At 64.6% G+C, this 14451-nt stretch carries 12 protein-coding genes; 4 read left to right on the plus strand and 8 right to left on the minus strand.

Annotated elements, in window-relative coordinates:
• Positions 1-2: 2 nt before the first annotated feature.
• From HU772_RS23245 to pilM, 4 genes are read right to left on the minus strand one after another with little or no spacing between them, the layout of a single operon-like run.
• Positions 3-1235, minus strand: a complete 1233-nt coding sequence (locus HU772_RS23245) for a type IV pilus secretin PilQ (protein ID WP_186656737.1) — start codon at positions 1233-1235, stop codon at positions 3-5.
• On the minus strand, positions 1195-2142 hold the full coding sequence (locus HU772_RS23250; protein ID WP_186656643.1) for a pilus assembly protein PilP: 948 nt from the start codon (positions 2140-2142) through the stop codon (positions 1195-1197). Before HU772_RS23250 ends, HU772_RS23245 begins: the two co-directional genes overlap by 41 nt.
• Before the next feature lie 59 nt (positions 2143-2201).
• Positions 2202-2741, minus strand: coding sequence for a PilN domain-containing protein (locus HU772_RS23255; RefSeq protein WP_186656645.1), 540 nt, complete (start codon positions 2739-2741; stop codon positions 2202-2204).
• Positions 2738-3586, minus strand: a complete 849-nt coding sequence (gene pilM, locus HU772_RS23260) for a type IV pilus biogenesis protein PilM (protein WP_186656647.1) — start codon at positions 3584-3586, stop codon at positions 2738-2740. The genes HU772_RS23255 and pilM overlap by 4 nt, the downstream gene beginning before the upstream one ends.
• A 172-nt stretch (positions 3587-3758) precedes the next feature.
• Between pilM and HU772_RS23265 the strand changes: the two genes are divergently transcribed.
• On the plus strand, positions 3759-6209 hold the full coding sequence (locus HU772_RS23265) for a penicillin-binding protein 1A (RefSeq protein ID WP_437182459.1): 2451 nt from the start codon (positions 3759-3761) through the stop codon (positions 6207-6209).
• Positions 6210-6415: 206 nt separating this feature from the next.
• Here the strand turns inward: HU772_RS23265 and HU772_RS23270 are convergent, their stop codons facing one another.
• The 3 genes from HU772_RS23270 to rpmE form a co-directional block, all read right to left on the minus strand.
• Positions 6416-7684: a malic enzyme-like NAD(P)-binding protein gene (locus HU772_RS23270; protein ID WP_186656651.1), complete on the minus strand. Its 1269-nt coding sequence runs from the start codon at positions 7682-7684 to the stop codon at positions 6416-6418.
• Between the two features lie 175 nt (positions 7685-7859).
• Positions 7860-8675, minus strand: a complete 816-nt coding sequence (locus tag HU772_RS23275) for a thermonuclease family protein (protein WP_186656653.1) — start codon at positions 8673-8675, stop codon at positions 7860-7862.
• A gap of 2 nt (positions 8676-8677) precedes the next feature.
• Positions 8678-8893, minus strand: a complete 216-nt coding sequence (gene rpmE / locus HU772_RS23280; RefSeq protein ID WP_011531746.1) for a 50S ribosomal protein L31 — start codon at positions 8891-8893, stop codon at positions 8678-8680.
• A gap of 168 nt (positions 8894-9061) precedes the next feature.
• Here rpmE and HU772_RS23285 point away from each other — a divergent pair, with 168 nt between their 5' ends.
• The 3 genes from HU772_RS23285 (at position 9062) to HU772_RS23295 (ending at position 13912) form a co-directional block, all read left to right on the plus strand.
• Positions 9062-11281, plus strand: coding sequence for a primosomal protein N' (locus HU772_RS23285; RefSeq protein WP_186656656.1), 2220 nt, complete (start codon positions 9062-9064; stop codon positions 11279-11281).
• Positions 11282-11472: 191 nt separating this feature from the next.
• Positions 11473-13209 (plus strand): arginine--tRNA ligase, encoded by a 1737-nt coding sequence (argS, locus tag HU772_RS23290; RefSeq protein ID WP_186656658.1) that lies wholly within the window; start codon positions 11473-11475, stop codon positions 13207-13209.
• A gap of 1 nt (position 13210) precedes the next feature.
• On the plus strand, positions 13211-13912 hold the full coding sequence (locus HU772_RS23295; protein WP_186656660.1) for an SPOR domain-containing protein: 702 nt from the start codon (positions 13211-13213) through the stop codon (positions 13910-13912).
• Between the two features lie 86 nt (positions 13913-13998).
• On the opposite strand, the gene HU772_RS23300 is transcribed toward HU772_RS23295, so the two are convergent.
• Complete coding sequence (locus tag HU772_RS23300; RefSeq protein ID WP_186656663.1) at positions 13999-14424, minus strand: NINE protein; 426 nt, start codon at positions 14422-14424, stop codon at positions 13999-14001.
• Positions 14425-14451: the final 27 nt, after the last annotated feature.

Here is a 14451-nt window from a genome sequence, read left to right on the forward strand (position 1 = left end):
AATCAACGACTCACAGCAATCGCCTGGTCACTCATGATACGCGGAGTCAGGAAGACCAGCAGCTCGGATTTTTTCTCTTGTAATGCATCGCGTCGAAACAGCCGTCCAACATACGGCAGATCGCCAAAAAATGGCACCTTGTCGACCACTTTGTTCTGCGACGTCGAGTACACGCCACCAATCACAATGGTTTCGCCATCGGCCACACGCACCTTGGCATTGACCTCGTTCTTGCGAATCGGCGGCACATTGTTCAGGGCATTGACAAAATCCGGCTCGTCCTTGGTCACCCGCACCGCCATCACCACCTTGCCGTCGGGGGTGATCTGCGGGGTCACCTCCAGTGACAGCGAGGCTTCGCGAAAGGAAATCGACGTGGCGCCACTGCGGGTGGTCTCCTGGTACGGCACCTCGGTACCCTTGAGGATCCGCGCGGTCTCCTTGTCGGCAGTGACCACCTTGGGCTGGGAAATGATCTCGCCATTGCCGCTTTTTTCCATGGCGCTGAGCTCCAGGTCGAGCAAAATGTCGCTGCGCAATAGCCCCACGCCGACACCCGACGTCGCCCGCTCAACACCAAGATCGACAAACAGCTCGTTACCCAGGCGGCTGTCCTGGCCGTAAAGCGGCGCGCCCCAACGCACGCCCAGGGCCTTTTCATAATCGACGCCGGCCTCGACGATCCGCGCCTCGATCATGACCTGGCGCACCGGCAGATCCAGTTGTTCGACCAGCCTGCGCAGTTCCGCCAGCCTTTGGGCTGGCAGGGCAACCACCAAGGTATTGGTTCGCGCATCCACGCTCACACTGCCACGTCCGGCAGGGCCGCCCTCTTCGGCAAGACTGGCCGCCAGCAGCTCGGCGAGTTCCGCCGCCTGGGCATGAAACACAGGAATCAACGCGCGCTGCAAAGGCTCCAACTGCGCCTCCAGGGCCTGCTCCTGGCGAGCGCCCAGCGATCGCTCGGCCAGTTCCGCCAGCGGCGCGACCAGCAGCACGTTGCCCTCCTGGCGGCGCCCCAGGCCCCGGCTGCGCAACACCAGGTCAAGCGCCTGCTGCCAGGGCACCTGCTCCAACCGCAAGGTGATGCGCCCCTGCACGGTGTCGCTGGCCACCAGGTTGACACCGGCATAATCGGCCATGACCTGCAACACCGCGCGCACCTCGACGTCCTGGAAATTCAGCGACATCGGCTCACCCTCCACCGCCAGCGCCCCCCGCATCCCCGCCAGCATGACCAGCATCCCGCTCACCCACTGCCTCGGTTTCATCCTTGACCTCCTTTGACGCACGCTTGCCAAGCGCCAGATAGCGCTGACGCTCCTGCCAGACATCGCCGATGTAGATCCGCTCGCGCACGGTCATCTGATCCCTGGTGATGGCCATCACAACCCCATCATCGCGCCCCAGCGGCTCTCCTTCCTTGACCCGATAGATATGACCGCCTGAGCGCAAGAGCGCCTCATGACGCCCTTCTCGCGCCAGACTGCCGACCATTTCCAACTGATCCAGCGGGATACGGGCGAGCCCATTACCAGGCCTACCCAGCGACCAAGCCTGAAAAGGGTCGAACGCGGTCATCGCCCAGGCCTCCTGGGCCGGTTCGTGCGCCAGCGCCATCGGCAGCGGCAATGCTTCACCAGCGCTATAGGTATTGAGTAGCAATTGCCCCACTACCAAATCGGAACCCTCGCTCGCCGCTTCCAGACGAAGCCTGGACACATTCACCAGCCGCAACTGCCGATGCCCTTGTTCCAGCCATGCGCGCAAGGCGGGATAACGCCCTTTCACGCGGACCTCCAGCGGCGTCAGCTGATAGCCAGGTTGGCGGTGCTCCTCGAGCACATCCAGGCGTTCGAACAGAAGTCCGTGTTCGTGGCCTGATATCGCCAAGGCATCGAGCCATTCGCTCATGCCCTCACCAGCGGCCAGTCGCCAGCGCTCGATGCGCAGAAGCTGTTCGGCATCCTCAAGCGCCCGCTGCTCATCCCCCTGACCGGCGAGTTGCGACTCACGCCCCTCGCGCGCCTCTTGCGCCGCGAGCAACTGCGCGGCAGCCGCGACATAAGCAAGATGCGGTTCCCGCAGGCGAACGAAGTACCCGGCAACCAGCACTGCCAGCACGGCCAGGACGACCGCCACTACATTGAATGCCAGGGAGCGGCAAACCCATGCCTGCCAGTCAGGCCATCGTAGGCCATTCATGACGCACCCGGCGACAACCGGGCCGCCAGCTGGAACTCGTCGCCCTGCTCCCGATAACGCAGTTGAACAAGCTCGACCTCCTGCACCACCCCGGTCTGCTGCAAGTCGCGCATGAACCGCGCAACCACGGCCGCCGATGCGGCCAGCCCGGTGAGTTGCAAGCGATCATCCTGCCAATCCAGCGCGGTCAGTTGCGCTCCCTCGGGCATGGCTTGCTCCAACGCTTCCAGCACGCCAGGCAGCAGCGCCTGCCTGGCGCGCAGCGTGGTCAGGACGGTGTACTGCGCCTGCACAGCCAGGCGAGACTCGCGCAGCTGATTAAACTGCGCCAGCGCAGCGTCCAATCGCACCAGCTCCGCCTGGTGCCGGGCGATCCCTTCTGCCTGCCTCGCCAGCCGGGCCCGCACGGCCTGGTCGAGCAGCATCACGCCACACAGGGCCAGAATCAGGCTGCCGACCAACACTTGCTGGAATCGCCGCAGCACCCTGGCCCGGCGCTGCTCTCGCCAGGGCATGAGGTTCAGTCGCGTCATCATGCCCCACCGCCTTGTGCCAACCCATACGCCAGCACCAGCGAAGCACCAGCGTCCTTCAGCCCGCTCAATGCCGGCGGGCACGCCAGCCGGCAATGCACGCCCAATCGCTCAACGATCGCCGATACCCGCTCGGCATTCGCGGCGCCTCCAGTCAACAGGACCTCACCGTCCAGGCCCAGCCCCTGGAGCGCTTCGATCCATTGCCCTGGCGAAAACAGTGCAACCTGCTGGCGCTCGGGCACGCCATCGGTCGGCCAGCGGTGCGCCACCACGTGCGCCTCCTCCATCTGCAGGACGAGGCTGGCGCCAGGTGCAAGCACCCGCCACAACACGATGCTATCCACCTCCAGGGCCACCAGTTCGAGACCGACCTGTGCAAACAGCTGCTCGAAGGGCTCAAGCTGGCTCTGCCGACAAGCCGCGACCAGGACGTCGACCACGCCCGGCGACCGCGCACTCGGCCCCAGCACCTGAAAATCCATGGCCAGGTCGTCCAGCGGGAACGGAAAGAGCTGGTCAGCGAGGGCCAGCAACTGTGCTTCCATGTCCTGGCCGCAGGCGTCAGCCGTCACCTGGCAGACCTTGCAGATCACCTGCGAGGCGGGCAGTGCCAGCGCCACCTTGCGCTGACGCGTCGCACAGCGCTCATGGGCCCTGCGCAAGGCGGCGCGCAGAGGCTCGCCGAACGCGTGTCCATCGACCTGCATCGCCTGGAAAGGCTCAAGCGCCCAGCCCGTCACCTGGCAACGCCCCCGTCGACGACTCAACTGCAACATTCGAACGCAATCGGCGGTAATTTCCACCCCCAGCAGTGAACCGACACTCCTGCCAACCTCTCCAAGCATGGCTGTCACTTCCTTGTCGTGCGCCACCTGCGCCGTTGCGGCACAGGCGGTCGTCGCGCCACCCTGGGCGGTCACCCGGTGGGGCGAAAAATGCTTATAATGCCCAGCGAAATTTCCTGCCCGCTGGCCCCCTGCGCCCTCCACTCCCTAACCAGGACACCCCAAAGCCTTGATACGCCTGCTGAAGTTCTTCTGGTGGTCTTTCGTCGCAGTCATCTGCGCGCTCGTACTCGGTGTGAGCGGTGCGTTTCTGTATCTTAGTCCCAGCCTGCCCTCGGTCGACGCGCTCAGAAGCGTCCAGTTGCAAATCCCCCTGAGGGTCTACAGCAGCGACGGCAAGCTGATTGCCGAGTTCGGCGAAATGCGCCGCTCGCCGATCAAGTTCCAGGAAATTCCCCCACAGTTCATCCAGGCGCTTCTGTCCGCCGAGGACGACAATTTCCTCAATCACTACGGCGTCGACCCCAGCAGCCTGATGCGCGCGGCCTCGCAGCTGCTCAAGTCCGGGCATATCCAGACCGGCGGCAGCACCATCACCATGCAGGTGGCGAAAAACTTCTTCCTGACCAGCGAACGCAGCTTCTCGCGCAAGACCAACGAGATCCTCCTGGCCCTGCAGATCGAACGCGAACTGACCAAGGACGAGATCCTCGAGCTGTACGTCAACAAGATCTACCTGGGTAACCGCGCCTACGGCATCGATGCCGCGGCCCAGGTGTACTACGGCAAGTCGATACGCGACGTCAGCCTGGCGCAGATGGCCATGATTGCCGGCCTGCCGAAGGCACCATCACGCTTCAACCCCTTGGCCAACCCGGTGCGCGCCAAGGAGCGCCGCGACTGGATCCTCGGGCGCATGTACAAACTCGGCAAGATCGACGAGGCCAGCTACCAGGCGGCCCTGGCCGAACCGCTGAATGCCAGCTACCACGTGCCGACGCCGGAAGTCAGCGCCCCCTACGTGGCCGAGATGGCCCGCGCCGAGATGGTCGGCCGCTACGGCAGCGACGCCTATACCGAAGGTTTCCGCGTCACCACCACGGTGCCCAGCGACACCCAGCAGATGGCCAACAACGCCGTGCTCAACGGCCTCAGCGAATACGACGAGCGCCACGGCTATCGTGGCCCTGAATCGCGCTTCCCGGGCAAGACCCGCGCCGCCTGGCTGCAGGAGCTGGGCAAGCAACGCACGCTCGGAGGCCTGGAGCCTGCGATCGTTACCCAGGTCGACAAGACCGACCTGAAGGTGATGACCCGCGCCGGCCTTGAAGAGACCGTGGCCTGGGACACCATGAAGTGGGCCCGCCCCTACCTCAACAGCAACGCCCAGGGCCGCGCACCGCAGTCACCGGCCGACGTCGCCCAGGTCGGCGATTTGGTACGCCTGCAGCGCCTGGAAGACGGCAAGCTGAAGTTCAGCCAGGTGCCGGGAGCGCAGAGCGCGCTGGTCACCCTCGACCCTCGCGACGGCGCGATCCGCGCCTTGGTCGGTGGCTTCTCCTTCGAGCAGAGCAACTACAACCGCGCCATGCAGGCCAAGCGCCAGCCGGGCTCGAGTTTCAAGCCTTTCGTCTACAGCGCCGCTCTGGACAACGGCTACACCGCCGCCAGCCTGGTCAACGACGCGCCGATCGTGTTCGTCGACGAGTACCTGGACAAGGTCTGGCGTCCGAAGAACGACACCAACACCTTCCTCGGCCCGATCCGCATGCGCGAGGCGCTGTACAAGTCGCGCAACCTGGTGTCGATCCGTTTGCTGCAGGCCATGGGCGTGGACCGCACCATCGACTACATCGCCAAGTTCGGCTTCAACAAGCAGGACCTGCCGCGCAACCTGTCCCTGGCGCTGGGCACCGCGACCCTGACGCCGATGGAGATTGCCACCGGCTGGAGCGCCTTCGCCAACGGCGGCTACAAGATCAACCCGTACCTGATCGAGCGTATCGAAAGCCGCAACGGCGAGACCTTGTTCACCGCCAACCCGGCCCGCATCCCCCAGGGTAGCCAGGACCAGGCCGGCCTCGCCGCGCCCGAGCAACCGATCAGCATTGCCCCGGTACCCGGCGAGGCGCCATCGGCCTATGGCCAGGTAGCGGCTGTGGCGCAGACCCCGGTGATCGCAGAACAAATCATCGACGGGCGGACCGCGTACATTCTCACCAGCATGCTGCAGGACGTGATCAAGCGCGGCACCGGCCGCCGGGCACTGGCCCTGGGACGCACCGACCTGGCGGGCAAGACCGGTACCACCAACGAATCCAAGGACGCCTGGTTCTCTGGCTATAACGCTGACTACGTCACCACCGTGTGGGTTGGCTTCGACCAGCCGGAAACCCTGGGCCGCCGTGAATACGGTGGCACCGTGGCGCTGCCGATCTGGATGAGCTTCATGGGCGCGGCGCTCAAGGGCATGCCCGAGCACGCACCCGCCGAACCCGAGGGTATTCTCAGTCTGCGGGTGGACCCTGTCAGTGGTCGCGCTGCCACGCCGAGCACGCCGAATGCGTACTTCGAGCTGTTCAAGGCCGAGGACTCGCCGCCTTCGGTGGACGAACTGGGCAACGGCGCAGCGCCAGGCAGCCCGCTGCCGGCGGATGAAGCGGCACCGATGGATCTGTTCTGATCGGGCGCAATGCAGCTGGTTTATCGGGCGCCGCGGCGCCTGGCACCGGCTATGCCGGTGTTCGCGGGTAAACCCGCTGCCACAGGGATCGAACCAGATCTAGAAATCTCGGCAAGTCAGTTGCGCCCACGATGTCTTCGGGACACCCACAAACAAAAAGCCCCGGCTCTTGCGAGCCGGGGCTTTTTCATGTCGCTACAACGGCATCAGCCGTTGAATACGTCATCCACGCTTTTCAGCGGGTAGTGCTTCGGATACGGCAGGGTGGCCACGCCGGATTCGATGGCGGCCTTGGCCACGGCATCGGAAACCACGGTGATCAGGCGCGCGTCCAGCGGCTTCGGAATGATGTACTCACGGCCGAACTCCAGGGCCTGCACGCCATAAGCCTCGCAAACTTCCTTCGGCACCGGCTGCTTGGCCAGGTCCTTGAGGGCGATGGCGGCGGCGATCTTCATTTCTTCGTTGATGCGCTTGGCGCGGACGTCCAGGGCACCACGGAAGATGAACGGGAAGCCCAGTACGTTGTTGACCTGGTTCGGGTAGTCGGAACGACCGGTGGCCATGATCACGTCGCTACGGGTTTCGTGAGCCAGTTCCGGCTTGATTTCCGGATCTGGGTTCGAGCAGGCGAACACGATCGGGTTGGCAGCCATCGACTTCAGGCCTTCTGGGCTCAGCAGGTTCGGGCCGGACAGGCCAACGAACACGTCAGCGCCATCCAGGGCGTCGGCCAGGGTGCGCTTGTCGGTGGCGTGGGCGAACTGGGCCTTGTACTGGTTCAGGTCGTCACGGCCAGCGTGGATCACGCCGCTGCGGTCGATCATGAAGATGTTCTCGACCTTGGCGCCCATGCTCACCAGCAGCTTCATGCAGGAGATGGCCGCGGCGCCGGCGCCCAGGCAGACGATCTTCGCTTCGTCGAGCTTCTTGCCGGCGATTTCCAGGGCGTTGATCATGCCGGCCGCGGTAACGATCGCGGTGCCGTGCTGGTCATCGTGGAACACCGGGATGTCGCACTGTTCGATCAGGGTGCGCTCGATCTCGAAGCACTCTGGCGCCTTGATGTCTTCGAGGTTGATGCCACCGAAGGTGATGGAGATGCGGCGCACGGTGTCGATGAAGGCCTGCGGGCTCTCGGACTCGACCTCGATGTCGAATACATCGATACCGGCGAAACGCTTGAACAGAACACCCTTGCCTTCCATGACCGGCTTCGAGGCCAGCGGGCCCAGGTCGCCCAGGCCGAGGATCGCGGTACCGTCGGAAATCACCGCGACCAGGTTGCCCTTGCCGGTGTACTTGTAGGCCAGCTCCGGATCGCGGCCGATCTCGCGCACAGGCTCGGCGACACCCGGGCTGTAGGCCAGGGCGAGGTCGCGGGCGGTGGCGGTTGGCTTGGAGAGCTCTACGCTCAGTTTCCCCGGACGAGGCTGAGCGTGGTATTCGAGAGCGGCGGTTTTCAGGTCTGACATGATGGGCATTCCGCTATTTACTGTTCTGACGGACCGCCGAGGATACGCAAAGTGCCGGGGGGCGACAAGACTGCCCGGTCACTATGTGTCAAGGCCTCTGGCCTACGACTTTACGCTATAACCCACGGGGCTTACGGAGCCCAGTGTGTACAATCCAATAGCAAACTGTCTACAACTATTTAGGCTCCACCATGCTCGGATCGGTCAATGGCAACAGCCAGCGTCGCTGCCCCGGCTTGAGCCCGCCCTTGCGGGAACGATCCAGCACCCAGCCGCGCGCCTCGACCTGACGTCCCTTGAGGTTAGCGAAGAAGCTGGCAGGAAAGTCGCGCTGCAGACGAGCGGGTACCTGCAACACCACGCTGTCGTCGAGCTCCAGCCAGGTACCACCACGATTGCGCTCGATACTCGTGATTTTGCCGCTGATGACGGCAAAGCCGGTCTGTCGGATGTCTCCAGCGCGCAACACCGGCGACTGTCGCCAAAGCCCTGCCGCAGCCTTGCGCGCCTGCTGCTCGGCTTGCTGCTGGCAGCTCGACAGGCTCACATTGGGCGCGATGGCCACGCGGTAGCCCAGTCCCTCGCTGAGCAGTTGTGCTTCGAGATTGTTGCCACTACGACCATAGAGGTGCGCCAGGGTGCGCCCGTACTTGTCCTTGGGTTCGCGCCCCGGCACCAGCCCGACGCGCCCATCGCTGGCCTTGACCAAGGCCTGCAGGCGGCGCTTGGCGGCCTCGGCATAAGGCTCGCTGGTGCGTCCCTTGCGGCCGATTTCCGGTGCGTTGATGCCGATCAGCCGCACACTGCGTCCGTCGACCAGCCGCACGGTGTCGCCATCGACCACATTGCGCACCGCTACCTGCTGCGGCTGGCCAGGCAACGGGCAGAACGCCAGGGCCGGGAAGTGCCAGATCGCGCCCACAAAAAAAGCGCCCACAAGGGGCGCTTTTTTTTGCAGCAGCGCGAACCTCGAGAGATTCGCCATGCGCATGATTACTTCTTGGTACCGAACATACCGAAGCGATCGGCGAACTTCTGTACGCGACCACCGGTGTCCAGGACTTTCTGCTTACCGGTGTAGAACGGGTGGCACAGGTTGCAAACGTCGATCGCCAGGACGCTGCCCAGGGTCGAACGGGTTTCGAATTTGTTGCCGCAGCTGCAGGTGACTGCAACTACTTCGTAGTTCGGATGAATATCTGCTTTCATGGTCACTTCCTCGAGCTGCGTGCCGCCACCCAACACCTATTGTTGAATACCGCACGTAATTAGGCGGCGAATAATACCAGAGCACAGGGCCAACGCAAGTTGTCGCTTGCACCGACTGTCGTCTGCTAGGCTCGCCTGATTTGCAAACGCCCTCCAGAGACCTTCCGCGTGTCCGACGTCATCCTGCGCCTTGCCCTGCCCTCGCCCCTGCGTCGCCTGTTCGACTACCGGGCCACCGCAAGCATGGCGCGCCAGGCGCTGATGCCCGGCATGCGCATCCGCGTGCCGTTCGGTCGCCGTGAAATGATCGGCGTGCTGGTGGAGGTCGCCGAGCACAGCGAAGTCCCGGCCGACAAGCTCAAGCCCGCCAGCGCCCTGCTCGACCCCGTCTCCCCCGTACCGCCGGCACTGTTCAAGCTGTGCCTGTGGACAGCCCAGTATTACCAACACAGCCTGGGCGACACCTTGAGCTGGGCCCTGCCAACGCTGCTGCGCCAGGGTGAACCGGCCGAGGCGCGCCAGGAACGCTTTTGGCACGTCGCCCCCGGAGCGCGCCTGGAAGACCCGCGCATCGCCCGCGCGCCACGCCAGCGCGAGGCGCTCAAGACCTTGTCGCAACATCCCCACGGCGTGGCCCACGCCCTGCTGGGCAAGCTGGGCCTGAACAAGGACAGCCTCGACCTGCTGCTGGCCAAGGAACTGGTGCAGGTCGAAGTGCGCCGGCACCTGCCTGCGGCGCGACACGAACACTGGCTGGCACAGCCTGAACTGCCGCTCAACGAGGAACAGCGCGCCGCCTTCGAGGCCGTGCGCTCGGGTTTTGGCGCCTTCCATGCCTACCTGCTGGCCGGGGTCACCGGCAGCGGCAAGACCGAGGTCTACCTGCACCTGATCCGCGAGACCCTGGAGGCGGGCAAGCAGGCGCTGATCCTGATTCCCGAGATCAACCTTGGCCCGCAGACCCTGCAACGCTTCGAGCAGCGCTTCAACGCCCGAATCGCCCTGCTGCACTCGGCGGTGAACGACCGCGAGCGCCTGGACGCCTGGCTGGCAGCCCGCGACGGCGAAGCCGACATCATCATCGGCACCCGCTCGGCGCTGTTCACGCCGATGAAAAACCCCGGGCTGATCATCATCGACGAGGAGCACGACGGCTCTTATAAACAGCAGGAAGGCCTGCGCTACCACGCCCGCGACCTGGCAGTGGTCCGCGCGCATCAGGAGAACATCCCGATCCTGCTGGGCTCGGCCACGCCGTCGCTGGAAAGCCTGCACAACGCCCACAGCGGCCGCTACGGCCTGCTGCGCATGAACCAACGCGCCGGCGGCGCCAAGCCGCCACGTTTCCTGCGCCTGGATGTGCGCAGCCTGCCGCTGGACAGCGGCATCAGTGGCCCGCTGCAACAGGCCATTCGCCAGACCCTGGAGGCCGGCCAGCAGGTGCTGGTGTTCCTCAACCGCCGTGGCTTCGCGCCGACCCTGCTGTGCCACGACTGCGGCTGGCTGTCGGAATGCCCGCGTTGCGACGCGCGCATGACCGTGCACCAGCGTTCGGGCGTGCTGCGCTGCCACCATTGCGGCTACGACGAGCGCCTGCCGCTGCAGTGCCCGCAGTGCGCCCATGTCGACCTGCGCCCGGTGGGCGCCGGCACCGAGCGCGCCGAAGAGCGCCTGAAAGTGCTGTTCCCCGAGTATCCGGTCCTGCGCGTCGACCGCGACAGCACCTCGCGCAAGGACGCCATGCAGCAACTGTTCAGTACCATCCAGCGCGGCCAGCCGAGCATTCTGGTCGGCACCCAGATGCTGGCCAAGGGTCACCACTTCCCCCGGGTGACCCTGGTGGCCATCCTCGATGCCGACGGCGGGCTGTTCTCCGGCGATTTCCGCGCCAGTGAACGCATGGCCCAGCTTATCGTCCAGGTAGCAGGTCGCGCCGGGCGCGCCGAAGAGCCGGGCAAGGTCATCGTGCAGACCCACCTGGCCGACCATCCGTTGCTGGTGCAACTCACCGAGCAAGGCTACTTCGCCTTCGCCGAACAGGCCCTGAGCGAGCGCCGCGCCGCCGGCCTGCCGCCCTTCGCCCACCTGGCCCTGCTGCGGGCCGATGCGCACAAGCCGGGCCAGGCCGAGAGCTTCCTCGACGAAGCCTGCGCCGCCGCCGAGCGGCTGTTGCAGGAACAGGGCCTGCACGGCATCGAGCTATTGGGCCCGGTACCCGCGCCGATGGAGCGACGGGCGGGGCGCTTCCGTGCGCAACTGTTGCTCCAGGCCAATGCCCGGGCGCACCTGCATCGACTGATCAGCGCCTGGTTGCTAGTGTTGGAGCAAATGCCGTCGGGGCGACAGGTGCGCTGGTCGCTGGATGTCGATCCGGTCGACCTTTATTGAGCGACAAGCTGCAAGCCTCAAGCTGCAAGAAACAGCTGCCTTGCGCCGGAGCCTCTACTTGCAGCTTACCGCTTGAAACTTGCAGCTCGCCGCTGAAAGGTTGGCAACCCGCCCCCGGCAACGGATAATGCCCAGTTTTTCCACCTGCGCATCGAAGCGCTCACCGCGCTTGCGGTCGAAAAGAGAATCCCATGAAAGACACCATTCGCCAGCTGATCCAGCAAGCCCTCACCCAACTCGTCACCGAAGGTGTGTTGCCTGAAGGGCTGACGCCGGCGATCCAGGTGGAAAACGCCCGTGACAAGACCCACGGCGACTTCGCCAGCAACATCGCCATGATGCTGGCCAAGCCGGCCGGCATGAAACCGCGCGACCTGGCCGAAAAGCTGATCGCCACCCTGCCCGCCAGCAGCGACATCAGCAAGGTCGAGATTGCCGGCCCCGGTTTCCTGAACTTCTTCCAGAACACCGATGCCCTGGCCCAGCGCCTGGACGCCGCCCTGGCCGATGAGCACCTGGGTGTGCGCAAGGCCGGCCCGGCAGAGAAGGTGGTGATCGACATGTCGGCGCCGAACCTGGCCAAGGAGATGCATGTCGGCCACCTGCGCTCGACCATCATCGGCGACAGCGTCGCCCGGGTGCTGGAGTTCCTCGGCGACGACGTCATTCGCCAGAACCACGTGGGCGACTGGGGCACCCAGTTCGGCATGCTACTGGCGTACCTGGAAGAAAACCCGATCACCAGCGACGAGCTGTCGGACCTGGAAAACTTCTACCGCGCGGCGAAGAAGCGCTTCGACGAGTCCGAGGACTTTGCCACCCGCGCCCGTGGCCTGGTGGTCAAGCTGCAAGCCGGCGACCCTGAATGCATGGCCCTGTGGACCCGCTTCAAGGACATCTCGCTGTCGCACTGCCAGAAGACCTACGAGCTGCTCAACGTCAAGCTGACCATGGCCGACGTGATGGGCGAGAGCGCCTACAACGCCGACCTGGCCAACGTGGTCGCCGACCTCAAGGCCAAGGGCCTGCTGGTCGAGGACCAGGGTGCCCAGTGCGTGTTCCTCGAAGAATTCAAGAACGCCGAGGGCGAGCCACTGCCGGTGATCGTGCAGAAGGCCGACGGCGGCTACCTGTACGCCACCACCGACCTGGCCGCCGTGCGCTACCGCAGCAACAAGCTGCAGGCCGACCGCGCCCTGTACTTCGTCGACCAGCGCCAGGCCCTGCACTTCAACCAGGTGTTCGAAGTCGCGCGCCGCGCCGGTTTCGTCGGCCATCCGATGAAGATGGAGCACATGGGCTTCGGCACCATGAACGGCGCCGACGGCCGCCCGTTCAAGACCCGCGATGGCGGTACCGTCAAGCTGATCGACCTGCTCACCGAGGCCAAGGAGCGTGCCTACGCTCTGGTCAAGGAGAAGAACCCGGCGCTGGCCGAGGACGAACTGCGTCACATCGGCGAGGTGGTCGGCATTGGCGCGGTCAAGTACGCCGACCTGTCCAAGCACCGCACCAGCGACTACAGCTTCAACTTCGAACTGATGCTCAACTTCGAAGGCAACACCGCACCATACTTGCTATACGCCTACACCCGCGTGTCCGGTGTGTTCCGCAAGCTCGGCAAGGGCTTCGACGAGGTCGACGGCAACATCGTGCTGCAGGCCGCCCATGAACAAGACCTGGCCGCGCGCCTGGCGCAGTTCGGCGAGATCCTCAACAACGTCGCTGAAAAAGGCACGCCGCACGTGCTGTGCAGCTACCTGTATGACCTCGCCGGCCTGTTCTCCAGCTTCTACGAGAACTGCCCGATCCTCTCCGCCGACAGCGCCGAACAGCAGCAGAGCCGTCTGCGCCTGGCCGCGCTGACCGGTCGCACCCTCAAGCAGGGCCTGGAGCTGCTCGGCCTGGAAACCCTGGAGCGCATGTAAGGTGGCTGCAAAGAAAAAGCCCGCACCCAAGCGCGGCGCCAGCCGCCACCAGCCACCCGCCAAGCAGCCGATCCCCGGCTGGGTATGGCTGGCGGTCGGCCTGACCGTTGGCGCCTTCATCGTCTTCCTGATGAAGCTCGAGCCCGGTGGTGGCGATATCAAGCGCGCCAAGCCCGAGCAGCAAAAGCCGGAGAAGGTGATCGAGACCAGCAAGACCACCGCGCCGACACCCCAGCAGCCGGTAAAGCCGAAGTACGACTTCTATACCCTGCTGCCGGAGTCGGAGGTGATCGTGCCGCCAGAGGCCGTGCCGGAGAAGACTCCGCCGGTACCGGCGCAACCGCCCGTGCCGAGCACGCCAGTTACTCCGGCGGAAGCGGCGAAGATCGACACCGCCCGCGCCCAGGCGGCGTTGCTGGGGCAGACACCTCCACCGGCGCCACCAGTGATCAAACCGGCGGCCACCACCCAGTTCTTCCTGCAGGCCGGCTCGTTCCGCAAGCAGGCGGACGCCGACAAGGTCCGCGCGCAGATCATCCTGCTCGGCCAGGCGGTCAAGGTGGAGTCGGGGACGGTCAAGGAAGAGACCTGGTATCGCGTGATGGTCGGGCCGTTCAGTAACCGCGAACAGCTGACCGTGGCGCAGAAGCAACTGGCCGGGGCCGGCTTCAGCAACCTGCTGTTGCAACAGCGCCGCCAGTAAGCGCCAAGCTACGAGCCTCAAGCGTCAAGAAAAAGCAGGATCGACCTGCCCCCTTCTTGCAGCTTGTGGCTCGCAGCTTGCCGCCATCAAACCCGGCGCCGCTCAGCGTTGACCTGAGAAATTTGGCTGTTGAGTGTCCAGAAGTCATACAGCACGCCGAGCAGGAACAAACCGCCGGTGAACAGGTAGATCAACGCACTGATCCACTTGCCCTGATACAGCCGGTGCACGCCGAAAATACCCAGGAAGGTCAGCAGGATCCACGCCAGGTTGTAATCCACGCCGCCCGATTCGAAGCGCGTGTCCGCCTCACGATCCATCGATGGGATCAGGAACAGGTCGATCAACCAGCCGATACCCAGCAATCCGAGAGTGAAGAACCAGATAGTCCCGGTGATCGGCTTGCCGTAGTAGAACCGGTGCGAACCGGTGAAACCGAAGATCCACAGCAGGTAGCCGAGGACCTTGCTGTGGGTGTCATGCGAAGGGGCACCCTGTTGATAACCATTCATTCGAAGCCCTCATGGGTTAGCCGAAAA

The sequence above is a fragment of the Pseudomonas xantholysinigenes genome (assembly GCF_014268885.2).
In the GTDB taxonomy this organism is placed as follows: domain Bacteria; phylum Pseudomonadota; class Gammaproteobacteria; order Pseudomonadales; family Pseudomonadaceae; genus Aquipseudomonas; species Aquipseudomonas xantholysinigenes.